The organism is Xanthomonas sp. MLO165 (genome assembly GCF_018831305.1).
Taxonomy (GTDB): domain Bacteria; phylum Pseudomonadota; class Gammaproteobacteria; order Xanthomonadales; family Xanthomonadaceae; genus Xanthomonas; species Xanthomonas arboricola.
Genome location: NZ_CP029263.1, coordinates 3,931,354 through 3,958,075, shown reverse-complemented (window position 1 = coordinate 3,958,075; position 26,722 = coordinate 3,931,354). Strand labels below are relative to the sequence as shown.

Genomic DNA, 26,722 nt, shown 5'->3' with positions numbered 1-26,722 from the left:
CCGGGCTCGCCTGCAACAGCTGCCAATGGCAGCCACGTCCTTGCACGCAGCGCGCGCATCGGCAGGACACTCGAGAAAAACGCGGCTTTCCAGCCTGGCCCGCGGCCAGCACAAGGCTTGTCGCCATCACGTTGCATGCGTTCCTGGTGGGGGCGAACGTCTGCGGTCGCATTGGCGCTGTTGCGATGAAATGCATTTAGTGAAGGTCGAAACATGGTTTACTTTAAGTAACTATCAAAACTACTAGGTATTTAGTCGAAGTATCTGGTGATGCTGCTTGTGTGACGTCAATCTCAATTGAAATTTTGGTTTTTCAATAGATTCAGACCACGTTATGAATCTTCGATTCATGGCGTTTCTGCAGCACTTTATGGATTGATCGTGGATGCTTTTGCGCGGGTAGTTGCCGCTGCAGAAGCAGGGCGAGTGCGTTTTCGATAAACCTCAGGGGGACCGTGCGATGCAATCGTACGGTGGTCGGTTTTTACATGCCAGACCAATGGGGAGTCAGTCGGTAATGAAGCGAATTCAATTGGATGCCGGTGGTGAGCAGCGTGCTCATCGCCGAACGGTGAGGCTTGCCCGCGATGCGGGAAATCAAGCGTTATATCGGTCTGCCGGGCATGCCCGCGGCAGGCTGGCGGCGGCACTGCTGCTGGCGCTTGCCGGCGTGGCTGGAGTTGCCCAGGCCACGACCACGCAAGCCGACGCGCTTGAACCTTGCACGGTGGTTCAAGGCCAACAGCGTTGCGACGCCGATGCGGCGACAAGCGACAGCGCCGCGCCTGCCATCGTGAGCGCGCGAGCAGCGGCAACACCTGCGGCCGATGCCGATGCACCGGCGTTTGCGGATGGGCAGGATGCGCTGGCACTGGGCAATGCGAGTAATGCGCTGGGCGATGGAACCAGCGCGTTCGGCGGCGGAAGCCTGGCATTGGAGCGCGACGCCACCGCGATCGGACATAACGTGTCGGCCGCAGGGGAATCGGCAACCGCCGTCGGCAGCGTGGCAACGGTCTACGACTACGACGCATCCGGATTTGTCATCGGGCAACGCGAACAGGCCACGCAAGCGTCCGGTGTGGGAGCCACTGCCGTTGGCGGTGGTGCAGTGGCTGGGGATCCGTTTTCCAGCGCCGTTGGCAGCGGCGCCAGCGCCACTGGCGTGCAGAGCGCGGCGCTGGGTTATCGCGCACAGACCTTCAACGACGGCGCCACCGCGATCGGCGGTTTGTCCACGGCCAGTGGTTTTCTTTCCACCGCCGGCGGCTACAGTTCGCGTGCCAGCGGAGACACGTCCACGGCCTTCGGTTACCGGGCGCGCAGCCAAGGCAGCAGCAGTATCGCGGTGGGCGATACCGCATTGGCCAGTGGCGTGCAGAGCGTGGTGGTCGGTGGCATCAGCAACTTCGGCTCGATCACCGCTGCCACCGGAACAGGCGGCATCGCGCTCGGCGCAGGTGCGCAGAGCCAGTCCGATTATGCGATTGCCATTGGCTACGATTCCAACATCTTTCCCAATGCGCCAGGCAATACCGATGCAGTGGCGATCGGCCACAGCGCCGGTTCGTTCGCGCCACGCACGGTGTCGCTGGGTGGTTTCGCCTTGGCGATGGGCGATGGTGGTATCTCGATCGGTCACGACAGCACCGCCTACACTGAAAACAGCATCGCGTTGGGCGCACGTGCCGGCACCTCGTGGTTCAACGGCAACAACACCGCGATCGGTGCAGATTCCCAAACCAATGGCATCGATGCGGTGGCAATCGGCTATGGCGCGCGCGTGGGCGATTTTGTTGACGATGCCTGGAACCGCTCTGCCTCCAGCGCCGTCGCACTGGGCGCGCATTCCTACGCGAACCGCAGCAACACGGTGTCGGTTGGCGATGTGCAGGCGGGGCTGACGCGGCAGATCACCAGCGTGGCGGCAGGCACCGAGGCCAATGACGCAGTCAATGTCGCCCAACTCGACAGCGTGCGTGCGGTGGCCGACCGTCTCGACAGCACGCTGGCCATTGGCAAGACCGATACGGACGAAGTCGCTGCCCATGTCGACGGACTCAACGCGCTGGCGTTGGGGAGCGCCAGCAACGCGATCGGCGATGGTGCCAATGCGCTGGGCTCGGGCAGTCTGGCACTCGGGCGCGATGCCGTGGCCGTCGGCCGCAACGCCAGCGCGGCCGATGCCTCGGCCGTTGCAGTGGGTGGCGTCGCGTCCGTGCCGGTATTCGATGCGGCGGGTTCCATCGTCGGCGCGCAGGAACAGGCCACCTTGGCCCAGGCGCGCGGTGCAGCGGCGCTGGGCAGCGGGGCGATTGCCACGCGCAGCTTCGCCACCGCGGTCGGCACGGGGGCAGCGGCCAGCGGCGAGCAATCGATGGCGGCGGGATTCAGCGCACGTGCGCAGGATGATGTCGCCACCGCGGTGGGCGCGTTCTCGACCGCGCGCAGCACGGCGGCGTCGGCCTTCGGTGTTGGTGCGCGGGCCGACGCGAGCATGACCACGGCGGTGGGCTTCAATGCCTCCAGTCTTGGCGAGAGCAGTGTTGCCGTGGGCAGTCTGGCGGTTGCCGCCGGCGAGCGCAGCGTGACGCTCGGCGGCATGTCGCTGATCAGCTCCACGCTCAGGCCGGCGGGTGCGTTCCGGGTCGGTGGCGTTGCCATCGGCGCAGGTGCGCGCAGCGACGGCGATTACGCCGTTGCGCTTGGCTACAACGCCAACGTGTTCTCCAACGACAACAATACCGACGCGGTGGCGATCGGCCATAGCGCCGCGTCGTTCGCTCCGCGCACGGTGTCGCTGGGGGCATTGGCATCGGCCGAGGGCGCGGAGGGCATCGGCATCGGCTATGACGCGCGTGCCACCTCCAGCAGGAGCATCGCGATCGGGAGCGGCGCCAATACGTCGATCCTCTATGGCGACAATATCGCGCTGGGAACCAACGCCAAGGCGGATGCGCCCGATGCGATCGCGATCGGGCGCAATGCCAACGTGGGCGTGTTCGTCGGCGAAACGGGCAGCGCGGCGGTGGCATTGGGCGTGCAATCAAATGCGTTGGGCAACAACAGTCTGGCAGTGGGCTACAACGCGTTTACCCGCGAGGGTGGCCGTGATGCCGTCGCACTCGGTGCCAATGCCGGTGCCAGCGGTGCCGATTCGGTGGCGCTGGGCGCAGGTTCGCGCAGCTACGAGGCCAACGTGGTGTCGGTGGGCAACGGCAATGGCCGCGGCGGCCCGGCCACGCGCCGCATCGTCAATGTCGGCAATGGTGCGATTGCCGGTGGCAGTACCGATGCGATCAACGGCGGCCAGCTGTTCCAGTCGTTGAGTAATGCCGCCAGCTTCCTCGGCGGTGGTGCGGCGATCGGTGCGCAGGGCGTGTTCGTCGCGCCGACCTACGTAATCCAGGGCAGCAGTTACCGCAATGTGGGCGAGGCGCTGACTGCGCTGGACAGCAAGGTCAGCGAGCTGGATGCGCGTGGTGGTACCGCGACGCCTGGCGCTGCGGCGCGTTCGGCTGCAGCGCGTGCGGCAACGGCGCCAGCCCCGGCTGCGGACGCCTCGATTGTCGCCACTACCCCGGATGCGACAGCCGATGGCCTGCAGTCGACATCGCTGGCCATTGACGGCATGGCCGACAGCGCGGTGTCCTCCGTCACCGCAACGGCGAGCGGGCTTGCTGCAAGCAACGCGCTCCAAGGCACGCCCACCGCAGCAGTGGTCGGCAGCATCACCCCGGCCACAACGTCCACCGCCGTCGGCACGGCCGCAGTGGCCAACCACGTGACCGGCACGGCGATTGGCGGCAGCGCGTATGCGCATGGCCCCAACGACACCGCAATCGGCAGCAATGCGCGCGTCAATGCCGATGGCAGCACCGCGGTCGGCGCCAACACGCAGATTGCCGCGGTGGCGACCAATGCGGTGGCGATGGGCGAAGGCGCGCAGGTCAGTGCGGCCTCCGGCACGGCGATCGGACAGGGCGCACGTGCGAGTGCACAAGGTGCGGTCGCGCTGGGTCAGGGGGCGGTTGCCGATCGTGCCAACACGGTGTCGGTGGGCAGCGTCGGCGGCGAGCGTCAGGTGGCCAATGTGGCCGCCGGCACACGTGCCACCGATGCGGTCAACAAGGGCCAGCTGGACAACGGCGTTGCCGCGGCCAACAGCTATACCGACAGCCGCTACAACGCGATGGCCGACAGCTTCGAGACCTACCAGGGCGATATCGAAGACCGTCTGCGTCGGCAGAACCGTCGCCTGGATCGTCAGGGCGCGATGAGCTCGGCGATGTTGAACATGGCCGCCAGCGTCGGTGGTATCGCCACACAGAACCGCGTCGGTGCCGGCGTCGGTTTCCAGAACGGCGAATCGGCGTTGTCGGTGGGCTACCAGCGTGCGATCAGCCCGCGCGCCACCTTGACGGTGGGCGGCGCACTCAGCGGTGACGACCGGTCGATCGGCCTGGGCGCCGGCTTCGGCTGGTAGCGCAGGTCTTGCCATCGCAGCGGCTGCGCTCGCGGCGGCTGCGTGCTCACTCATTTGCATTTCATCTTGAAGAGGACGTCATCGTGATTCAGACCCATCGTTCCCGAACCCTCGCCATTGCCTGCAGCGCCGTGCTGTCACTCGCCGGCGGCCTCGCCAGCGCGGCCACACCAGACGGCATGCGCAGCGCGCAACAAGTGCAGGCCATGCGCGATGCGCCGGTCGACGCCATCATCGTCACCTATCGCAGCGGCACAGTGAGCGCGCGCACCGTCGGCGCCGCGTCCACGGCCACCATCACTGCGGCGGCATCACGCGCGGCAGTGCGCCTGGCGTCGGCCACGCGCAGCGGCGCGCAGGCGACGCCGACGCATGTGCGTACCCTGGCGGTGGGTGGAGAGTTGATCCGGTTGCCCACGCAACTCAGCCGCAGCGACGCCGACCGCCTGGTGCGCGAGCTGCAAGCCGATCCGGCGGTGGAACATGCACAGATCGATGCACGCGCCTATCCGTTGCAGAGCAGCGGCGGCAGCTTGCCCAACGATCCACTGCTGGCGAGCAATCAATGGCATCTCACCGATCCGGTCGGCGGCATCGATGCGCCGGCGGCGTGGAAGACCGCGCAGGGCGAGGGCGTGGTGGTGGCGGTGATCGACACCGGCATCCTGCCGGCGCACCCGGATCTGGCCGGCAATCTGCTGCAGGGCTACGACTTCATCACCGATGCCGGCCGGTCGCGACGTCCGACCGATGCGCGCGTGGCGGGTGCGCTGGACCGTGGGGACTGGGAGGCCGAAGACGGCGAGTGCGGCATTTTTTCCGCGGCGCATGACAGCTCCTGGCATGGCACCCACGTGGCCGGCACGATCGCCGAAACCACCGGCAACGGCATTGGCGGTGCCGGCGTGGCCTACAAGGCCAAGGTGCTGCCGGTCCGCGTGCTCGGTCATTGCGGCGGTTCGTTCTCGGATATCAGCGATGCCATCGTGTGGGCGTCCGGCGGGCATGTGGAGGGTGTGCCGGACAATCGCGACCCGGCGGAAATCATCAACATGAGCCTGGGCGGCTTTGGCCCCTGCGATTCGGTCACGCAGGCGGCGATCGACGGTGCGGTGTCGCGTGGTACCACCGTGGTGGTGGCGGCCGGCAACGATGGCTCGGATGTGTCCAGTGCGGTGCCGGCCAACTGCGCCAATGTGGTGTCGGTGGCGGCCACCCGCCTGACCGGCGGCCTGGCGTACTACAGCAATTTCGGCAGCTTGATCGATCTGGCCGCACCCGGTGGTGGCGCACGCGATCTGGCAACCGACACCTTGTACGACGGCCCGATCGGCAGCTGGATCTGGCAGACCGGCTACACCGGCAAGACCACGCCCACGTCCGGCCAATTCGACTACATCGGGCCCGGCTTTGCCGGAACCTCGATGGCCTCCCCGCACGTGGCGGGGACTGCCGCACTGGTGCAGAGCGCGCTGATCGCCGATGGCAGGCCGCCGCTGACACCTGCGGCGCTGGAACGCCTGCTCAAGCGCAGTGCACGCGCGTTTCCGGTGCAGTTGCCGTTGAGCACGCCGGCCGGCACCGGCATCGTGGATGCCGGTGCGGCGATCGATCGTGCACTGCGTCGCTGCGACAGCGGCGATCTGGGCTGCCAGCTGGATGCGCAGACGCTGCGCAACAGCGTGCCCGAGCGCGGCTTGTCCAATGTGGCCGGCGATGCCGGTGTATTCGCCTTCGAGGCGAACGCGGGTGCGGTGCTGAGCTTCATCAGCTTCGGCGGCAGCGGGCAGGCGGCGCTGTATGTCGCCTTGGGCCGCGCGCCGAGCGCGACCGACAACGACGGCATGTCCAGCCGCAGCGGAACCAGCCAGACGGTGCGCTTCACCGCACCGCGTGCCGGGACCTATTTCATCCGGCTCGACGGCAGCGGCTTCGATGGAGTGAGCCTGTTGGCGCGTCAGTGATCCGACACATGGCGGCGCGAGGGGGTGTTGACGTCGGTTTCCTGACGCAACGGTGCGGGCAAAACCGCTCTCGTCGTGCACCATGATGGGCTGAGTGGTCGGCGCGGGGAGCGCTGGTCCGATTCCTGACCTGTTCGGCGCGCGGTTTTGCGCAACCAAGCCTGCTGGCGTCCTGCCAGCGGGCTTTTTTGTCTGCTGCGGACATGCGCATTCAGCTTGGAAATGTCTCTCAAGACATGACCTAGATCGCTGTTTTCCAAAGAATTATCAAAAAACGAATAAAAGCAAGCAGAAGTGTGATGGAACGCACGTTCAACTTCGCTTTCTGTCAAAAACTTGACGCCTGATTTGACCGCTGTTAACACTTCGCTCAGTTCTATGGTTGGGTAGCGTTCACTTTTTGACTACCCAGGGTGCAGCTTCCCGCGCACTGCCATTTGGCCCATGGCGCCAATCACCACGGGGAACCGCAGCGGCTGGAACGCCTCGCGATGGTGGGTGTTCGTCAAAAAACCAGTCCCAACATTCAGGAGCAGTGCGTCGATGAATCGGATTTATCGCAAGGTCTGGAACAAATCGTTAGGCGTGTGGGCCGTGGCATCGGAATTGGCCAGCGGCGACAGCCCGGGCGCAGTGAGCACCGCCGCATTCATCGACCGCCGCCAGAGCCGTTGCCTGGTTGCCGCGATCGCCCTGGCGCTGGGTAGCGCCGGCATCGCACTCCCGCTTTCTGCAATGGCGCAATCGGTCGAGGTCGGCCGCGGCGCATCGGCACCTGCCGCCAACGCCACTGCCGTCGGCGCCGGCAGCCGCGCCAGCGCCACCGGCGCGCTCGCCAGCGGTGCCGACAGCAGCGCCAGCGGCGTGAACAGCAGCGCGATCGGCCGCCAGACCAATGCGATCGGCGAGAACGCAGTGGCCATCGGTTACAACAGCTTCGTACGCCAGAGCGGCGAAAACGGCGTCGCGCTGGGTGCAAACGCCGGCGTGACCGGTGCCAACTCGGTGGCGCTGGGCGCAGGCTCGCGCACCCACGAAGACGATGTGGTGTCGGTCGGCAGCGGCAATGGCCGCGGCGGCCCGGCCACGCGCCGCATCACCAATGTCGGCGCCGGCGTCAACGCCACCGACGCGGTCAACGTGGCGCAGTTGCGCGACGTGGCCGATGTGGCCGAAGACACGGCCACGTTCTTCAAGGCGACCCCGGGCGAAGACAGCGTCGGCGCCTATGTCGAAGGCGATAGCGCGCTGGCTGCCGGCGATGCCGCCAATGCGGTAGGCACGGCGACCACTGCGCTGGGAACCGGTGCCAATGCGGTGGCCGACAATGCCACTGCGGTCGGCGCCAATGCGCTCGCATCCGGGCAGAACAGCGCGGCATTCGGCCATAACGCGCAGGCCAACGGCCCTGGCAGCGTGGCCGTGGGCGGCGCTGCCGTGGACGAAGACGGCGAGCCGTTGGTCACCAACGGCGGCGTGCCGGTCACCACCGGCGCCACCAGTGCCGGCGTCGGCGGAACCGCAGTCGGCGCCAGCGCCAATGCCGATGGCTTCGCCGCCTCGTCGTTCGGCGTCGGTGCGTATGCGGCCGGGACGCAGTCTTCCGCGTTCGGTGCGGTAGCCAATGCGGCGGGCGATTACGCCACTGCGGTGGGCACGCAGACCAGCGCCAGCGGCACCAGCAGCACCGCTGTCGGTGGTCCGGTCGATTACATCCCGGGTCTGGGCTTCTTCGTACAGACCCAGGCCAGCGGCGAAGCCTCCACCGCGCTCGGCGCCGGTGCGATCGCATCGGGCAGCTACACCACGGCAGTGGGCACGCTCAGCGAAGCCTCCGGCACCGAAGCCACCGCGGTGGGTTACTTCGCCTATGCACCTGGCGAAGGTGCCACGGCAGTCGGCCCGGAATCCTGGGCCAGCGGCGAGCTGAGCACCGCGCTGGGTTACTACAGCACCGCACGCGGCGCCAACTCGGTGGCCTTGGGCGCCAATTCGGTGGCCACGCGCGCCAACACGGTGTCGGTGGGTGCGGCTGGCGACGAGCGTCAGATCACCAACGTCGCCGCCGGTACCGAAGGCAGCGATGCGGTCAATCTCGATCAGCTCACCGCCGTGTCCGACGTCGCCGCCACCACCGCACGCACGTTCGTGGCCACCGGCGATGGCACCGCGATTGCCGAAGGCGTGGACAGCGTTGCGGCCGGTTCCAATGCATCGGCTTACGAGGATTACAGCACTGCGCTGGGTTCGAGCAGCCTGGCGTCAGCGGTCAACACCACTGCGGTCGGCAGTGGTGCGGTGGCCAATGTCAACAATGCCACCGCGCTCGGCTTCAACAGTATCGCCAGCGACCGCTATGCCACTGCCGTGGGTGCCGACAGCACGGCGTCGGGTTTCTATGGCACTGCAGTCGGCGGCACCAGCGTGGCCAATGGTCGTGGTGGTACCGCGATCGGTTTCGAAAGCATCGCCAATGGCCTCGAATCCACCGCGCTCGGCTTTGCCAGCGTGGCCTGGGGCGACACCAGCACCGCAGTGGGTGCGGAAAGCACCGCCTACGGTGCGGGCAGCGTCGCGGTGGGCATCACCTCGGCCGCCAGCGGCAGCGTTTCGGTCGCCATCGGCGACAACGCCTATGCCGGCGGTGGGCGTGCAATCGCCATCGGTTCGCAGTCAGTCGGCTATGGCGATCGCAGCATTGCGCTCGGCACCGAGGCAGTCGTCGAAGGCGCAGACAGCATTGCGATCGGCGACGGCGCGCGGATTGCGGTCGACAACAGCGTTGCGCTCGGCGTCGGCGCAGTGGCCGATCGCGCCAGCACGGTGTCGGTGGGCACGGTTGGCGGCGAGCGTCAGATCACCAATGTCGCTGCCGGTACCGAAGGCACCGATGCGGTCAATCTGGATCAGCTCACGGCAGTGTCCGATGGCGCCGCCAACACCGCGCGCACGTTCGTCGCCACCGGTGACGGCACCGCAATTGCCGAAGGCGCCGACAGCGTTGCGGCAGGTTCCGATGCGTCGGCGCTCGCCGATAACAGCACGGCGCTGGGTGCCAGCAGTATCGCCAGCGGGCGCGGCGCAACCGCACTCGGTTATGAAAGCCTTGCCAACGGTGCTGCATCCACTGCGGTGGGTGTGGCCAGCGTGGCGTGGGGCCAGGGCAGCACGGCACTGGGTACCGACAGCGTGGCCTACGCCGACAACAGCGTGGCGCTGGGTGCCGGCGCGGTTGCCGATCGCGACAATACGGTGGCGGTCGGCAGCGTCGGTGGCGAGCGCCAGATCACCAATGTCGCCGCCGGTACCGAGGGTACCGATGCGGTGAACCTGGACCAGCTCAACGCAGTCGGCGAAACCGCCGAAACCACTGCGCGTCTGTTTGCCGGCACAGGTACCGGCACAGCCGATGCGCAGGGCGAGGACGCCACCGCAGCCGGCTCCAACGCTACCGCGGACGGCGATTACAGCAGCGCGTTCGGTTCCAGCAGCCAGGCCACTGCGATCGGCGCCGTCGCCATCGGCAGCGGTGCCAGCGCCACCGCGCAGTACGCCAATGCAGCAGGTTACAACGCCGCTGCCAGTGGCTACGGCAGCATTGCCAACGGCGCCTTCAGCCAGGCCAGCGGCGATTACGCCGTGGCCGTGGGTGGCGAGAGCGAAGCCGCCGGCGCGCAGAGCACCGCGCTGGGTGCGGCGGCAGGTGCGTATGGCGATGGTTCCCTGGCCGCTGGCACGCTGAGCGTGGCCGATGGCAGCGAAACCACCGCGGTGGGCTATTTCGCCAGCGCCAGTGGCGAGTCGGCCACTGCGGTCGGCGCAGAAAGCGTGGCCGATGGCACCAGCGCGGCGGCGTTCGGCTTCGGTGCCGAGGCCACCTCCAACTACTCCACCGCCTTGGGCGGCTATTCCAGTGCGACCGGTTTCAACAGCACCGCGCTGGGCAATTTCAGCACCGCCAGCGGCTCCAATACCGTGGCCGTGGGTGGCGATGCCACCGCAACCGGCGACTACAGCGTTGCAGCCGGCCAGGGCAGCGTGGCCAGCGGCTACAACAGCGTGTCGGTCGGTGGCGCCCTGCTCGGCCTGTTGCCGACTGAAGCCTCCGGGGACTACTCCACCGCGCTCGGCGGCGCGGCATGGGCACCGGGCCTCAACAGCACCGCGCTCGGCAATTTTGCCGAATCCACCGGCGAAGGCAGCGTGGCGCTGGGTGCCGATTCGGTGGCCGATCGCGATTTTGCAGTCTCGGTGGGCAGCGCCGGCAACGAGCGTCAGATCACCAACGTGGCCGCCGGTACGCAGGGCACCGACGCGGTGAATCTGGATCAGCTCAACGCCGTTGCCGAAACCGCACAATCCACCAGCAAGTACTTCCAGGCCAGCGGCAGCGATGACAGCGATGCCGGTGCCTACGTCGAGGGCGACAACGCCCTGGCCGCAGGCGAGGGCGCCAATGCCACCGGTACCGGCGCCACGGCGTTGGGTGCCGGTGCGCAGGCGGTGGTCGATAACGCAACGGCGGTTGGCGTGAGTGCGCTGGCCAGCGGAACCGGCGCAGCGGCGGTGGGCAACAACGCCCAGGCCACCGGCGAAAACAGCAGCGCCGTCGGCAGCAATGCCCTGGCCAGCGATGTCGGCGCCAGCGCAAACGGTGCCGGCGCGCAGGCAATTTCGACCTATGCGACCGCGCTCGGCAGCGAAGCGGTGGCATCGGACAACCAGGCCACCGCGGCCGGTTTCCGCAGCACCGCCTCCAATGTCGGCAGCGCCGCCTTCGGTGGTTACAGCGAATCCAGCGGCAGGCTGTCGTCGGCGCTGGGCTATGGTGCGGTGGCGTCCAGCGACTACAGCACCGCCGTGGGTGCCGCCGCACTGGCCTCCGGCGCAAGTGCAGTGGCCGTGGGCGAATTCAGCGAGGCCACCGGCGAAGAAAGCGTGGCCGTCGGCGGCAGCACGTTCTTCGGCTTCATCCCGGCGCGTGCCTCCGGCACCGGCGCTGCCGCATTCGGTGCGGGCGCGTGGGCCACGGCCGACTACACCACCGCCATCGGCTGGAATTCGTATGCCGACGGCGTCAATGCCACCGCGCTCGGTCAGAGCGCGGCGGCCCTTGCCGACAATACGCTTGCCCTGGGTGGCGGCAGCCGCGCCGATGCGGTCGGCGCCAGCGTGGTCGGTGTGGATGCATCGGCAACCGGCATCAACAGCACCGGTGTCGGTCGTCAGGTCAACGTGATCGGCGAGAACGCGGTGTCGGTCGGCTACAACTCGTTCGTGCGCCAGAGCGCGGTCAATGGTGTGGCCCTCGGTGCCAACGCCGGTGCGACCGGTGCCGATTCGGTGGCGCTGGGCTCGGGCTCGCGCACCTACGAAGCCGACACGGTGTCGATCGGCAGCGGCAATGGCCGCGGCGGTCCGGCCACGCGTCGCATCATCAATGTCAGCGACGGCCAGGCGGCGACCGATGCGGTCAACAAGGGCCAGCTGGATGCCCTGGCGGCCGATGTGCAGACCACCAACGGCATGGTGCAAACCACCGGTGAAGGGGTGGCCAGCGCAACCGGTGATCGCGCCACTGCCGCGGGCGCCGGTGCAACCGCCAGCGGCGCACGCAGCGTGGCGATCGCCTCCGGCAGCCGCGCCTCGGCCACCGGCGCCAGCGCCATGGGCGTGGACAGCAGCGCCAGCGGCGTGAACAGCACCGCGATGGGCCGGCAGACCAATTCCATCGGCGAAAACGGTGTGGCGTTGGGCTACAACTCCTTCGTGCGCCAGAGCGGTGCCAATGCGGTGGCGCTGGGTGCCAATGCCGGTGCCAGTGGTGCCGACTCGGTGGCGTTGGGCTCAGGCTCGCGTACCTACGATGCCAACGTGGTCTCGGTGGGTAGCGGCGATGGCCGCGGCGGCCCGGCCACGCGCCGCATCGTCAACGTCGGCAATGGTGCGATTGCCGGTGCCAGTACCGATGCGATCAATGGCGGCCAGCTGTTCCAGTCGCTCAGCAATGCCGCCAGCTTCCTCGGCGGTGGCGCGGCGATCGGTGCGCAGGGCGTGTTCGTCGCGCCGACCTACGTGATCCAGGGTGCCAGCTACAACAATGTCGGTGCGGCATTGACCGCGTTGGACAGCAAGGTCACCGAGCTGGATGCACGCGGTGGTACCGCAACGGCCAGCACCGCGGCACGCACGCTGTCGCTGCGCACTGCAGGGGTGCCTGCAGTGGCTGCGAGCGCAGTGAGCACGTCGGGCAACGCCGTTGCCGATACCGGCGCAGGCTTGCAGGGCACGCCGACCGCCGCAGTGGTCGGCAGCATCACCCCGGCTGCAACGTCCACCGCCGTCGGCACGGCCGCAGTGGCCAACCACGTGACCGGCACGGCGATCGGCGGCAGCGCGTATGCGCATGGCCCCAACGACACCGCAATCGGCAGCAATGCGCGCGTCAATGCCGATGGCAGCACCGCGGTCGGCGCCAATACGCAGATTGCCGCGGTGGCGACCAATGCGGTGGCGATGGGCGAAGGCGCGCAGGTCAGTGCGGCCTCCGGCACGGCGATCGGACAGGGCGCACGTGCGAGTGCGCAAGGTGCGGTCGCGCTGGGTCAGGGGTCGGTTGCCGATCGTGCCAACACGGTGTCGGTGGGCAGCGTCGGCGGCGAGCGTCAGGTGGCCAATGTGGCCGCCGGCACACGTGCCACCGATGCGGTCAACAAGGGCCAGCTGGACAACGGCGTTGCCGCGGCCAACAGCTATACCGACAGCCGCTACAACGCGATGGCCGACAGCTTCGAGACCTACCAGGGCGATATCGAAGACCGTCTGCGTCGGCAGAACCGTCGCCTGGATCGTCAGGGCGCGATGAGTTCGGCGATGTTGAACATGGCTGCCAGCGTCGGTGGTATCGCCACACAGAACCGCGTCGGTGCCGGCGTCGGTTTCCAGAACGGCGAATCGGCGTTGTCGGTGGGCTACCAGCGTGCGATCAGCCCGCGCGCCACCTTGACGGTGGGCGGCGCACTCAGCGGTGACGACAGTTCGATCGGTGTGGGTGCCGGCTTCGGCTGGTAACGCGCCGCTGCATGACACGCGGCGGCACCGATGTGCGCCGCCGCGCCAGAGCAAGGCCTGAGGGGGCGGGCAAGGACCGTGGCTGGGCCGGCCAACGGATTCGATGGAGTGATGGCCTTACCAGGAGTGGCTGATCGAACGCAGCGCGCTGCACCGCAGTTGCGCCGCAGTTCGCAAGCCGCTCCCAGCTGATCGACGAAAAACACGAAGAGGACTTCACCGTGATCGACAAGAATTTCCGTCTCTCCCCGCTGACCGGCGCCATCCTGATGATGGCGCTCGGTGCATCGGGCACGCTCGCTGCTGCCCCGAAACTGCTGGTCAAGGAACCGACCCAGGCAGCATCGGCCGGCGCTGCGTTCAGTAGCCGCCTGATCGTGCGCTACAAGGACAACACTGCTGCCGCGACCGATCGCGCCAGCAAGCTGAGCGCGGTGCAGGCCGCGGTCGGCCGTGTCGGTGCGAGCACCGGCGCACGCAGCAGCGCAGCCGCCGCCAAGGCGACGTATGTGCGCAAGCTCGGCATCGGCTCGGACCTGATCAAGCTGTCCAGCACGCTGACCACCGCCCAGGTGGACAAGGTGGTGGTCGAGCTCAAGAACGACCCGTCCGTGGCCGACGTGCAGATCGATCGCATGCTGCGCCCGGTCGACATCAAGAAGAGCGTCGCCGCCACCGACGTGACCCCGCAACTGGTCCCCAATGACCCGCTGTACGCGCAGTACCAGTGGCATCTGAGCAACCCCAACGGCGGCATCAATGCGCCGGCCGCTTGGGATCTGTCGCAGGGCGCGGGCGTGGTGGTGGCAGTGCTGGATACCGGCATCCTGCCGGGCCATCCCGACTTTGCCGGCAACCTGCTGCAGGGTTACGACTTCATCACCGATGCCGAAGTCTCGCGTCGTCCCACCGATGCCCGCGTGCCGGGCGCGCTGGATTACGGCGACTGGGAAGAGGCCGACAACGTCTGCTATGACGGCTCGGTGGCACAGGAGAGCTCCTGGCACGGCACCCACGTCTCGGGCACCGTGGCCGAGGCGACCAATAACGGTGTGGGCATGGCTGGCGTGGCGCCGAAGGCGACCATCCTGCCGGTGCGCGTGCTCGGCCGTTGCGGCGGCTACACCTCCGACATCGCCGATGCGATCGTCTGGGCGTCCGGCGGCACGGTCGCTGGCGTGCCGGCCAACACCAACCCGGCCGAGGTGATCAACATGAGCCTGGGCGGCGGCGAGCCCTGCGATTCGGCCACCCAGCTGGCGATCAACGGCGCGGTCGCGCGCGGCACCACCGTGGTGGTAGCGGCCGGCAACAGCGGCGAAGATGCGGCCAACCATTCGCCGGCCAGCTGCAACAACACCATCACCGTGGGTGCCACACGCATCACCGGCGGCATCACCTACTACTCCAACTACGGCAGCAAGGTCGACCTGTCCGGCCCGGGCGGCGGTGGCAGCGTGGACGGCAATCCGGGCGGTTACATCTGGCAGGCCGGCTACACCGGTGCGACCACGCCGACCTCGGGCACCTATACCTATATGGGCTTGGGTGGCACCTCGATGGCATCGCCGCACGTGGCCGGTGTCGTCGCCCTGGTGCAGAGCGCGGCGATCGGTCTGGGCGATGGCCCGCTGACCCCGGCCGCGGTGGAAGCCCTGCTCAAGCAGACCAGCCGTCGCTTCCCGGTGACCCCGCCGGCCAGCACCCCGATCGGCAGCGGCATCGTCGATGCCAAGGCCGCATTGGAAGCGGTGTTGGTGGAGCCCTGCGATCCGGCCACCGAGAGCTGCGCGCCGACCGCCATCGCCCTGACCAATAAGGCCCCGTTGACCGGCCTGAGCGGTGCTTACGCCAGTTCCACGCTGTACAGCTTCGAAGCCAAGGCCGGTGCCGTGCTCAGCTTCATGACCTATGGCGGCACCGGCGATGTGTCGGTATACGTCAGCCATGAAGCCGAGCCCAGCGCCACCAGTTACGACGCCAAGTCGACCCGCCCGGGCAACAGCGAAACCGTGCGTTTCACTGCCCCCAAGGCCGGCACCTACTACATCAAGTTGGTGGGCGCTGCCGACTACGCGAAGCTGACGCTCGTCGCACGACAGTAAGCCGTCTCATAGTGTGACCGATGCCCCCGGCCAATCACCGGGGGCATCGTTTTTCAGGGCGATTCAGATGCGTACGGTTGATCGTCGCGGCAAACTGCTACAGTCGGCGCCGGACCAGTGGAGACGAGTGTGAACGCGGTTGCCGTCGATCCAATTGAGCATCGCAGTGCGGAGACACGCATCGTCGAAGCGCTGCTTGAACGCCGTCGTCTGAAAGACACCGATCTGCTGCGCGCGCGCCAGTTGCAGACCGAATCCGGTATGGGCCTGCTGGCCTTGCTGGGCCGTCTGGGCCTGGTGTCCGAACGCGATCATGCGGAGACCTGCGCCGATGTGCTGGGTCTGCCGCTGGTGGATGCACGCCAGCTCGGCGATACCCCACCGGAAATGCTGCCGGAAGTGCAGGGACTGTCGCTGCGCTTCCTCAAACAATTTCATCTATGCCCGGTCGGCGAACGCGATGGCCGGCTGGAGTTGTGGATCGCCGATCCCTACGACGATTACGCGATCGACGCGGTGCGGCTTGCGACCGGTTGCCCGTTGTTGCTGCAGGTCGGCCTGCGCTCGGAAATCGATGACCTGATCGAGCGCTGGTACGGCCAGGGCCGCAGCGCGATGGGCACCATCGTGGAAACCGCCGATGGTGATGCCAACAGCAGCGACGATATCGAAGCGCTGCGCGACCTGGCGTCCGAAGCGCCGGTGATCCGGCTGGTGAATCTGGTGATCCAGCACGCGGTGGAACTGCGCGCATCGGACATCCATATCGAACCGTTCGAAAGCCGGCTCAAGGTGCGTTACCGCGTGGACGGTGTGCTGGTGGAAGGCGAAAGCCCGCCGGCCAAGCTCACCGCTGCGGTGATCAGCCGCATCAAGATCATGGCCAAGCTCAACATCGCCGAACGCCGGCTGCCGCAGGACGGCCGCATCATGCTGCGCGTGCAGGGCAAGGAGCTGGATCTGCGTGTCAGCACCGTGCCCACCGCGCACGGCGAGAGCGTGGTGATGCGCCTGCTCGACCGCGAAACGGTGGTGTTCGATTTCTACAAGCTCGGCTTCACCGAAGAGTTTCTGCCGCAGTTCCGCAAGGTGCTGGAGCAACCGCACGGCATCATGCTGGTGACCGGCCCGACCGGTTCGGGCAAGACCACCACGCTGTACACCGCGTTGAGCCAGCTCAACACCTCGGATGTGAAAATCATCACCGTCGAAGACCCGGTGGAATACCAGATCGAAGGCATCAACCAGATCCAGGCCAAACCGCAGATCGGGCTGGATTTTGCCAACGCGCTGCGCAGCATCGTGCGTCAGGATCCGGACATCATCATGATCGGCGAAATGCGCGATCTGGAAACCGCGCGCATCGCGATCCAGTCCGCGCTCACCGGCCATCTGGTGCTGTCCACGCTGCACACCAACAACGCGGCCGGCGGTATCACCCGTCTGCTCGACATGGGCGTGGAAGACTATCTGCTCACCTCCACCATCAACGGCATCCTGGCGCAGCGCCTGGTGCGCAAACTCGACCTGGCCAACGCCGAGCGCTACGTGGCATCGCCGGAAGAAATCGAACGCTTCAATCTGCGCCGGCTGCAACCGGACGGCGAGATCTACCTGTATCGTCCGCGCGCCTCGGCTGCCGCGCCGACCGGTTACCTGGGCCGCACCACCATCGTCGAATTCCTGGTGATGAACGACGAATTGCGGCGCGCGGTGATGCGTCGCGCCGGCATGGGCGAGATCGAACAACTGGCCCGCAAGGCCGGCATGCGCACCATGTACGAGGACGGCCTGTCCAAGGCCTTGCGCGGCGAGACCACCATCGAAGAAGTGCTGCGCGTGACGGAGGATGCGTGAGAGTCAACGGAGCCACAGCGAGCATCGGATGCTCAGGATCGGAAGATAGGCAGGGCAAGGTCCCGGCAACGCGTCGCGCGCGCGCGCGCGTGCGCCCGGTGGCGCCAACGCAGCGCAGGATCCTGCTTTTCCCGATTCCCGAATCCCGATTCCCCACTCTCGGCCGTCCAGCCTGATGCCCCTGTACCGCTACAAAGCGCTCGACGCCCATGGCGAAATGCTCGATGGCCAGATGGAAGCGGCCAGCGACGCGGACGTTGCGCTGCGCCTGCAGGAGCAGGGCCACCTGCCGGTGGAAACGCGCCTGGCCACCGGCGAAAACGACTCGCCGTCGCTGCGCATGCTGTTGCGCAAGAAGCCGTTCGACAACGCCGCGCTGGTGCAGTTCACCCAGCAGTTGTCCACGCTGATCGGGGCCGGCCAGCCGCTGGATCGCGCGTTGTCGATCCTGATGGATCTGCCCGAAGACGACAAAAGCCGGCGCGTGATCGGCGATGTGCGCGACACCGTGCGTGGCGGCGCGCCGCTGTCCTCGGCACTGGAACGCCAGCACGGGCTGTTTTCCAAGCTCTACATCAACATGGTGCGTGCGGGCGAAGCCGGCGGCAGCATGCAGGACACGCTGCAGCGCCTGGCCGATTACCTGGAGCGCAGCCGTGCGCTGCGCGGCAAGGTGATCAACGCACTGATCTATCCGGCGATCCTGCTGGCGGTGGTGGGCTGCGCGCTGCTGTTCCTGCTCGGCTATGTGGTGCCGCAGTTCGCGCAGATGTACGAAAGCCTAGACGTGGCCTTGCCGTGGTTCACCCAGGCGGTGTTGAGCGTGGGCCTGCTGGTGCGCGACTGGTGGGTGGTGTTGATCGTGGTGCCGGGCGTGCTCGGTCTGTGGCTGGATCGCAAGCGCCGCAATGCCGCGTTCCGTGCCGCGCTGGACGAGTGGTTGCTGCGGCAGAAAGTGGTCGGCAGCCTGATCGCGCGCCTGGAAACCGCACGGCTGACGCGCACGCTGGGCACCTTGCTGCGCAACGGCGTGCCGCTGCTGGCGGCGATCGGCATTGCGCGCAATGTGATGTCCAATCTGGCGCTGGTCGAAGATGTCGACGCCGCAGCCGACGACGTCAAGAACGGCCATGGCCTGGCGATGTCGCTGGCACGCGGCAAGCGCTTCCCGCGGCTGGCCCTGCAGATGATCCAGGTCGGCGAAGAATCGGGCGCCCTGGACACGATGCTGCTCAAGACCGCCGACACCTTCGAGCTGGAAACCGCGCAAGCCATCGACCGCGCGCTGGCCGCGCTGGTGCCGTTGATCACGCTGGTGCTGGCCTCGGTAGTGGGGCTTGTCATCATTTCGGTGCTGGTGCCGCTGTATGACCTGACCAATGCCATCGGATAACGTGGCGGCGGATTCACAACAACTTTCCGGTGACCGCGCGACACCCATGCGGGAACCATTGCAATGCCCGCCGTGTCATCTTCTGGCGGCAGCATCTTTCATCGACGTGCAAGGAAATCGTTCATGATCAAGCGCTCCATCACCCGTAGTCCGTCGCGTGCAGGCCAGGCCGGCATGAGCCTGCTGGAAATCATCATCGTCATCGTCCTGATCGGCGCGGTGCTGACCCTGGTCGGCAGCCGTGTACTCGGTGGTGCCGATCGCGGCAAGGCCAACCTGGCCAAGTCGCAGATCCAGACCCTGGCCGGCAAGATCGAGAATTTCCAGCTCGACACCGGCAAGTTGCCGAGCAAGCTCGATGATCTGGTGACCCAGCCCGGTGGCAGCAGCGGCTGGCTGGGCCCGTATGCCAAGCCGGCCGAACTCAATGACCCGTGGGGCCACACCATCGAATACCGCGCGCCCGGCGATGGCCAGCCGTTCGATCTGATCAGCCTGGGCAAGGACGGCCGCCCCGGTGGCAGCAGTTACGACGCGGACATCAAGTACCAATAAGCCGTTCGCCATGCGCGTTGCGTGTCAGCCGTTGCGTCATCCGCATGGAGTGGTCGGCCCTGGTCGTCCCCGCACGCGTGGCAGTTCGTTGCTGGAGATGTTGCTGGTCATCGCCCTGATCGCGATGGCCGGCGTATTGGCCGCCGCCGCGCTCAACGGCGGAATCGACGGCATGCGCCTGCGCACCGCCGGCAAGGCGATCGCCTCGCAGCTGCGCTATACGCGCACCCAGGCGATTGCCACCGGCACGCCGCAGCGGTTTCTGATCGATCCGCAGCAGCGCCGCTGGGAAGCACCCGGCGGCCATCACGGCGATCTGCCGTCGTCGCTGGAGGTGCGTTTCACCGGCGCGCGGCAGGTGCAGTCGCGGCAGGATCAGGGCGCCATCCAGTTCTTCCCCGATGGCGCCTCCACCGGCGGGCGCATCGATCTGCGCGTCAAGGATGCGACCTGGCGCGTGGACGTGGGCTGGATCACCGGCGAAGTGCGTTCCGGCCAGTTGCGGACGCCGTCGCCATGAAGCGCCAGCGCGGTTACACGCTGATCGAGGTGATCGTCGCCTTTGCGTTGTTGGCGCTGGCGTTGAGTCTGTTGCTGGGATCGCTGTCCGGTGCCGCGCGTCAGGTGCGCGCGGCCGACGAGAGCACGCGCGCCACCCTGCATGCGCAATCGTTGCTGGCAGCGCAGGGCATGGACAAACCGCTGGTGCCCGAGCAGCAGCAAGGCACCTTCGAAGACGGGCATTTCCGTTGGTCGATGGATGTGCGCCCGTACGACGAGCCGCGACGCAATCCGCAGGCGCCGGTCTCCCCCGGCGCGCACACGCTGCTGCAGCTGACCCTGGTGGTGCGCTGGGGCGAGCAGCCCAATCAGGTCCTGCAGTGGCGCACCTTGCGGCTGGTGGCTGCGGCGCAGCCGGGCAGCGCGCCATGAGTCGCTCGCGCAGTGCCGGCTTCACCTTGATCGAAGTGTTGCTGGCGACGATGTTGCTGGTCGGCGGGCTGGCATTGGCGTTTGCCACCTTGCGCTCGGCCAGTGCGGTCAGCCAGCGCGGCGAGGCGATTGCCCAGCGCAGCGAACGCGTGCGTGCGGTGGAAGAATTCCTGCGCCGGCGGCTGGCGGCGGCACTGCCGATCGCAATGGGCATCGACCCGCAGAGTCAGCAGCCGATGCTGTTCATCGGCGAACCGCAGCGCCTGCGTTTTGCCGCCGATGTACCGGATTACCTGGGCCGCGGTGGGCCGTACCTGCACGATCTGTCGGTGGCCGGCGATGGCGAGCAGCGCACGCTGCGGATCGCGTTGACCATGCTGCAATCGGGCAAGTCGATCGAAGAGGGCACCACGCTGCCGCCGGAAACACTTGCCGAAGACGTGCAGCAGGTGAGCTTTCGGTATCGCGGCATGGATCCGCAGAGCGGCCGCCTGAGCGCATGGTTGCCGCAGTGGGAATGGCACGACCGTCTGCCGTTGCTGGTGCGCATCGAGATCCGTAGCGGCGGTGCCGCCTGGCCGCCGCTGGTGGTGGCCTTGCCGCAATCCAGCAACCCGGGAGCAGGGCAATGAGCGCAATGCGCGGTGCCGCGCTGGTGTTGGTGCTGTGGCTGATTGCGCTGCTCACCGCGATGATCGGCGCATTCGCGCTGACCGCGCGGGTGGAAGCACTGCAGGGCAGCATGCTGCGCAATGGCGCGCAGGCGCAGGAATATGCGCGCTCCGGGCTGGAATACGCATTGTCCCGCCTGCAAAGCACCGACACCCAGGCACGCTGGCTTGCAGACGGCCGGCGCTATCGTTGGCAGATGGACGATGCCACGGTGGAGATCCGCATTACCGATGAAAGCGGCAAGGTGGACTTGAACATGGCCGAGCCCGCGCTGCTGGCCGGCCTGGTACGCGCGGTCGGTGGCGAGCAGGGCCGCGATACGCGCATTGCCGGCGCGATCGTCGACTGGCGCGATGGCGATTCGCTCAGCCAGCCCGGCGGTGGCGCGGAAGACCGCGATTATGCCGATGCCGGATTGCCATACGGTGCCAAGGATGGCCCGTTCGAAACGCTGGGCGAGTTGCGCCTGGTGCTGGGAATGGATGGCGAGCTGTATCGCAAGCTGTTGCCCAACCTCACCCTGTACAGCGGACGCTCGCGCCCCGAAGCGCGCTTTGCGCCGGGCCCGGTGCTGACCGCGATGGGCCTGGATGCGCGGCAACTGCTGGCCCAGCGTGACGCGCCGCCGGGTTTGCCGGGCAGCGAGGCGACGGTCGGTGGGTCGGACACTTATAGTATCGAGAGCCGGGCGCGACTGAGTCAGGGACGCGAGGCTGTGTTGCGGGCGGTGGTCTCCACCAGTGCGTCCGCATTACCTGGGTCTGCATATACCGTGTTGCGTTGGGAAGAGGGAGCAGCAGTGCAATGACCGCATGGCGGGACACCTTGGGTCGTATCGGCGTACGCGCCATGCCGGGAGCCGGAGGCTTCTGGCGTTGGTGGCAACAATCGCTGCTGGCCTGGCTGCCGCAGCGCTGGCAATGGCAGTTGGGCCTGTCGCCGTCGCGGCTGTTGTTGCAGCCCGATGGGCAGGCGTTGCAGTTGCTGCGTCAGCGCGATCACAGCAGCGAGACCATCGCCAGCCTGCCGTGGCCGGTGCAGCCGCAGGAAGTGCATGCCTTGTTGCCGACCGCGCTGGAAGGCCTGCCGCGGCATTGGCTGCTGCCGGCCGCGCATGCCTTGCGTCGTCCGTTGCGCCTGCCTGCTGCGGCAGCGGCGCGCCTGCAGGATGTGGCGCGCTTCGAGATCGATCGGCAAACCCCGTTCACTGCCGACCAGGTGTACTTCGATGCGCGCGTGCTGGACGTGCGCGAAGACGGTCAGCTCGATGCCGAACTGGTGGTGGTGCCGCGGCGCCTGATCGATGGCCCGGACGGCGTGCCCGACGCATGGGCCAGCGCCTTGTCCGGCATCGATGTCGCCAATGCGCAGGGCCTGCCATTGGGCGTGAACCTGCTGCCGCCGGCACGACGGCTGCGGCGCAGCGACCCGATGCAGCGCTGGAATCTGTTGCTCGCTGCCGCCGCACTGGTGCTGCTGGCCGTGGCCGGCTGGCTGCTGCTGGACAACCGCCGCCAGGCCGCCGACGACTTGCGTGCCAAGGTGCAGGCCAACGCCGCGCGTGCGCGCCAGGTCGCCGCCGAACGCCAGCAATTGCTGGATCTGGTCGAAGGGGCCAACTTCTTTCAGCAGCAACGTGCCACCCGCCCCACCTCGGTGGAAATCTGGGACGAACTGAGCCGGCGTCTGCCGGGCGGCACCTACCTGGAAAAATTCTCGGTCGAAGGTGGGCAATTGCAGTTGATCGGCTTGAGCAACGAAGCCTCCTCGCTGGTGCGGCGCCTGGAAGGCTCGCCGCTGTGGCGCACGCCCTCGCTGACCGGTGTGCTGCAGAGCGATGCCGGTCGCAACGTCGACCGCTTCACCATCACCGCCGAACTGGCCGGCCCCGATGCCAAGGAGGCGGCCGATGCCACGCAGCGTTAAGCGCGATCGCTGGATCGCTTTGGGCCTGCTGTTGCTGGTGATCGGCGTGGCCTATCTGGTGCTGGTGCACCCCTGGTTCACCCAGCCGATGATCGCGGTGCAGGACGACCTGCAAGCGCTGCGCGAGCGCGAGCTGCGCGTGCGCGTGCAACTGCAGCAGGCGCCGGAAGTCAGCAAACGGCTACGCCAGGCGCGCCAGACCCTGGAAAGTCGCCCGGGCTTCCTGCCGGAAACCTCGGCCGAACTGGCATCGGCCGGCCTGGTGCAGCGGCTGGAACGCGCGGTGGTGGAAGCCAGCCCCGGCAACCGCAGCTGCGCGATCAGCAACCGCTCGCCGCTGCAGCCGGAAAGCAAGGACCGCTTCACCCGCGTCGCGGTGCAGGTACGCCTGCGCTGCGGCACCCCGGAGCTGGCCTCGGTGCTGTACAGCCTGGAAAACGGCACCCCGCGCCTGTTCGTGGACAACCTCAACGTGATGGCGCAGCGCTACCAACTCTCGCCCAACGAAAGCGGCAACGGCCTGGACATCGCCTTCGAACTGGCCGGCTACCTGCGCCCCGGCGCCAGCGCCGCGCCGTTGAACACCGACGCCGCGCCCGCCGCCCCCGACGCCGCGGAGGCCAGCAATGCGCCTTGACATGATCGGCCTGCGCACCTGGCTGCTGGCCACCGTGGTCGGCTGGGCGCTGCTGGTGTGCGTGCTGGCCGTGGCCGGGCTGGGCAAGCGCGTGGAGCTGCTGCCGGACGACCCGGCGCTGGTGCAGCGCCTGCCCACCCTGCCGGCTCCAGCGCCGGAACGGCTGGGCGCGTTCGAAAAATATTCGGAGATCGCCGCGCATCCGGCCTTCGCCGAAGACCGCCTGCCGCATCCGTTCTTCCTGTCCGGCAACGACGGCAGCAGCGCCGCCTCGACGGTGCGCCTGACCGGCGTGCTGCTGACGGACAACTTCAAGATGGCCACGCTGACGCTGGATCCACAGGATTCGGTGCGGGTGCAGCTGGGCGGCGAAGCGGTCAAGGGCTGGCGCCTGCTCGCCCTGCAGCCGCGCAGCGCAACCATCGAAGGCCCCGGCGGCACCCAGACACTGGAGCTGCACGTGTTCAACGGCCTGGGCGGGCAACCGCCCACCGCCAATGCGGGCGCGCGTGGCGCTGCCGGCGCCGTCCCGCCATTACCGTCGCCCGATGCCGCCGCGGTCGCACCGACGCAGCCGCCGCAGACCCAGCCCGCCACGCCGCCACAGCAGCCCGGTGGGCAGACACCGCCGACGGTGCCGCCGCAGCGCAGCGATGGCGCCCAGGAAGCCCCACGCCCCTCCGATGATCAGATGCGCGCCATCCGCGAACGTATCGAAGCCCGACGCCGCCAGCTGCAACAGCAGCGCCAGAGCGGCTCTACCCCCGGTCAGACCCAATGAGTGAACGCATGACGCAGCGCCTGTTTCCCGTGCCCCTGCTGATCGGCCTGCTGGCCGGTTGCGCCACCACTCCGCCGCCGGACGTGCGCCGCGACGCGCGCCTGGACCCGCAAGTCGGCGCCGCCGGCGCCACCCAGACCACCGCCGAGCAACGTGCCGAGGGCAATGCCAGTGCCAAGCCCACCCCGGTGATCCGGCGTGGCAGCGGCACCATGATCAATCAGAGCGCTGCGAGCGCGCCGGCACCGACGCTGGGCATGGCCAGCAGCGGCAGCGCCACCTTCAACTTCGAAGGCGAATCGGTGCAGGCGGTGGTCAAGGCGATCCTGGGCGACATGCTCGGGCAGAACTACGTCATCGCCCCCGGCGTGCAGGGCACCGTGACCCTGGCCACGCCCAATCCGGTCTCGCCGGCGCAGGCCTTGAACCTACTGGAAATGGTGCTGGGCTGGAACAACGCGCGCATGGTGTTCAGCGGCGGCCGCTACAACATCGTGCCGGCCGACCAGGCGCTGGCCGGCACCGTCGCGCCCAGCACCGCATCGCCGTCTGCCGCGCGCGGTTTCGAAGTGCGCGTGGTGCCGTTGAAGTTCATCTCCGCCAGCGAAATGAAGAAGGTGCTCGAGCCCTATGCGCGCCCGAACGCCATCGTCGGCACCGATCCCTCGCGCAACGTGATCACCCTGGGCGGCACCCGCGCCGAGCTGGAAAACTACCTGCGCACCGTGCAGATCTTCGATGTGGACTGGCTGTCGGGCATGTCGGTGGGTGTGTTCCCGATCCAGTCCGGCAAGGCCGAAAAGGTCTCGGCCGATCTGGAGAAGGTGTTCGGCGAGCAGAGCAAGACACCCAGCGCCGGCATGTTCCGTTTCATGCCGCTGGAAAACGCCAACGCGGTGCTGGTGATCACCCCGCAGCCGCGTTACCTGGACCAGATCCAGCAGTGGCTGGACCGCATCGACAGCGCCGGTGGCGGCGTGCGGCTGTTCTCGTACGAGTTGAAGTACATCAAGGCCAAGGACCTGGCCGACCGCCTGTCGGAAGTGTTCGGTGGGCGCGGCAACAACAGCGACTCCAACGCCTCGCTGGCCCCGGGCTCGGAAACCAGCGTGCTCGGCGGCGCGCTGGGCAACCGCGACAGCAGCATGGGCGGCAGCTCGGGCACCACCGGCGGCAGCATCGGCGAGAGCAGCGATGGCAGCTCCTCCGGCAGCAGCTTCGGCGGCAGCAGCGGCAGTGGAAGCAGCAGCGGTGGACTGGGCAACGGCAGCCTGCAGCTGTCGCCGCGCAGCAACGGCAATGGCGCGGTGACGCTGGAAGTGGAAGGCGACAAGGTCGGCGTGTCGGCGGTGGCCGAAACCAATACCTTGCTGGTGCGCTCCACGCCGCAGTCGTGGAATTCGATCCGCGACGTCATCGAAAAGCTCGATGTGATGCCGATGCAGGTGCATATCGAAGCGCAGATTGCGGAGGTCAATCTGACCGGCGAGCTAAGTTATGGCGTGAACTGGTACTTCGAAAATGCGGTGACAACACCGTTCAATGCCGATGGCAGTGGCGGCCCTGCCCTGCCACCGGCTGCGGGCCGTAATATCTGGGGCGACATTGCTGGTAGCGTGACTGGCAACGGCGTTGGCTGGACATTCCTTGGCAAAAATGCCGCAGCCGTCATCAGCGCGCTGGACCGCGTGACTAATGTCCGCCTGCTGCAGACGCCATCGGTGTTTGTGCGTAACAACGCCGAGGCCACGCTCAATGTTGGCTCACGAATTCCGATCAATTCCACTTCGATCAACACCGGTCTGGGCAGCGACAGCAGTTTCTCTTCGGTGCAGTACATCGATACTGGTGTGATCCTGAAAGTGCGTCCGCGGGTCACCAAGGACGGCATGGTGTTCCTGGATATCGTGCAGGAAGTCAGCACACCTGGTGCACGACCTGCAGCGTGTACGGCGGCGGCAACCACCACAGTCAACAGCGCTGCCTGCAACGTCGATATCAATACACGTCGCGTCAAGACTGAAGCTGCAGTGCAGAGTGGCGACACCATGATGCTGGCTGGGCTGATCGATGACAGCACGACCGATGGCAGCTCCGGCGTGCCGTTCCTAAGTAAGTTGCCAGTTGTAGGGGCCCTGTTTGGCAGCAAAACCCGCGACAACAACCGCCGCGAAGTCATCGTGCTAATCACCCCGTCGATCGTACGCAACCCGCAGGAAGCGCGCAATCTCACCGACGAATACGGCCAACGATTCCGTGCGATGGAGCCTCTTCATCCCGGGAAAAATAATTGATAGGAAATAAGTTATTAATCGTCAAGGTTATTTTTTCTGTGATTGCGG

16 protein-coding genes are annotated in these 26,722 nt (G+C 67.1%); 15 read left to right on the top strand and 1 reads right to left on the bottom strand.

The genetic code is table 11. From position 1 onward, the window contains the following. Positions 1–517: 517 nt before the first annotated feature. Positions 518–4,486: a YadA-like family protein gene (locus DGN21_RS16470; protein ID WP_221208318.1), complete on the top strand. Its 3,969-nt coding sequence runs from the start codon at positions 518–520 to the stop codon at positions 4,484–4,486. 83 nt (positions 4,487–4,569) lie between these two features. Then, positions 4,570–6,450: a S8 family peptidase gene (locus DGN21_RS16465; RefSeq protein WP_215825000.1), complete on the top strand. Its 1,881-nt coding sequence runs from the start codon at positions 4,570–4,572 to the stop codon at positions 6,448–6,450. Here the strand turns inward: DGN21_RS16465 and DGN21_RS16460 are convergent. Continuing rightward, positions 6,444–6,782, bottom strand: a complete 339-nt coding sequence (locus tag DGN21_RS16460; RefSeq protein ID WP_215824999.1) for a hypothetical protein — start codon at positions 6,780–6,782, stop codon at positions 6,444–6,446. The genes DGN21_RS16465 and DGN21_RS16460 overlap by 7 nt on opposite strands. A gap of 211 nt (positions 6,783–6,993) precedes the next feature. On the opposite strand from DGN21_RS16460, the gene DGN21_RS16455 reads away from it, so the two are divergent. From DGN21_RS16455 to gspD, 13 genes are all read left to right on the top strand, one after another. Next, entirely contained in the window at positions 6,994–13,521 is a 6,528-nt protein-coding gene (locus DGN21_RS16455; protein WP_126966644.1) for an ESPR-type extended signal peptide-containing protein, read from the top strand. A gap of 221 nt (positions 13,522–13,742) precedes the next feature. After that, a complete protein-coding gene (locus DGN21_RS16450; protein ID WP_016901936.1) occupies positions 13,743–15,626 on the top strand; it encodes a diffusible signal factor-reguated S8 family serine peptidase in 1,884 nt (627 codons plus the stop codon). A 129-nt stretch (positions 15,627–15,755) separates the two neighbouring features. Then, entirely contained in the window at positions 15,756–17,483 is a 1,728-nt protein-coding gene (gene gspE, locus DGN21_RS16445) for a type II secretion system ATPase GspE (RefSeq protein WP_160955010.1), read from the top strand. Positions 17,484–17,658: 175 nt separating this feature from the next. Beyond that, entirely contained in the window at positions 17,659–18,876 is a 1,218-nt protein-coding gene (locus tag DGN21_RS16440) for a type II secretion system F family protein (RefSeq protein ID WP_047129329.1), read from the top strand. A 123-nt stretch (positions 18,877–18,999) separates the two neighbouring features. After that, positions 19,000–19,431 (top strand): type II secretion system major pseudopilin GspG, encoded by a 432-nt coding sequence (gene gspG, locus DGN21_RS16435; protein ID WP_024939118.1) that lies wholly within the window; start codon positions 19,000–19,002, stop codon positions 19,429–19,431. Between the two features lie 10 nt (positions 19,432–19,441). Then, on the top strand, positions 19,442–19,951 hold the full coding sequence (locus DGN21_RS16430) for a GspH/FimT family pseudopilin (RefSeq protein ID WP_104570683.1): 510 nt from the start codon (positions 19,442–19,444) through the stop codon (positions 19,949–19,951). Further along, entirely contained in the window at positions 19,948–20,364 is a 417-nt protein-coding gene (locus DGN21_RS16425; protein ID WP_029218999.1) for a prepilin-type N-terminal cleavage/methylation domain-containing protein, read from the top strand. Before DGN21_RS16430 ends, DGN21_RS16425 begins: the two co-directional genes overlap by 4 nt. Next, a complete protein-coding gene (locus tag DGN21_RS16420) occupies positions 20,361–20,996 on the top strand; it encodes a type II secretion system protein J (RefSeq protein ID WP_016901925.1) in 636 nt (211 codons plus the stop codon). Before DGN21_RS16425 ends, DGN21_RS16420 begins: the two co-directional genes overlap by 4 nt. Beyond that, on the top strand, positions 20,993–21,844 hold the full coding sequence (locus DGN21_RS16415) for a type II secretion system protein GspK (RefSeq protein WP_016901924.1): 852 nt from the start codon (positions 20,993–20,995) through the stop codon (positions 21,842–21,844). Before DGN21_RS16420 ends, DGN21_RS16415 begins: the two co-directional genes overlap by 4 nt. Next, on the top strand, positions 21,841–22,962 hold the full coding sequence (locus DGN21_RS16410; RefSeq protein WP_029219000.1) for a PilN domain-containing protein: 1,122 nt from the start codon (positions 21,841–21,843) through the stop codon (positions 22,960–22,962). The genes DGN21_RS16415 and DGN21_RS16410 overlap by 4 nt, the downstream gene beginning before the upstream one ends. Beyond that, positions 22,946–23,599: a type II secretion system protein GspM gene (gspM, locus tag DGN21_RS16405; RefSeq protein ID WP_016901906.1), complete on the top strand. Its 654-nt coding sequence runs from the start codon at positions 22,946–22,948 to the stop codon at positions 23,597–23,599. Before DGN21_RS16410 ends, gspM begins: the two co-directional genes overlap by 17 nt. After that, on the top strand, positions 23,589–24,380 hold the full coding sequence (gene xpsN / locus DGN21_RS16400) for a type II secretion system protein XpsN (RefSeq protein WP_024939113.1): 792 nt from the start codon (positions 23,589–23,591) through the stop codon (positions 24,378–24,380). Before gspM ends, xpsN begins: the two co-directional genes overlap by 11 nt. Next, entirely contained in the window at positions 24,377–26,674 is a 2,298-nt protein-coding gene (gene gspD / locus DGN21_RS16395; RefSeq protein ID WP_215824998.1) for a type II secretion system secretin GspD, read from the top strand. The genes xpsN and gspD overlap by 4 nt, the downstream gene beginning before the upstream one ends. Positions 26,675–26,722: the final 48 nt, after the last annotated feature.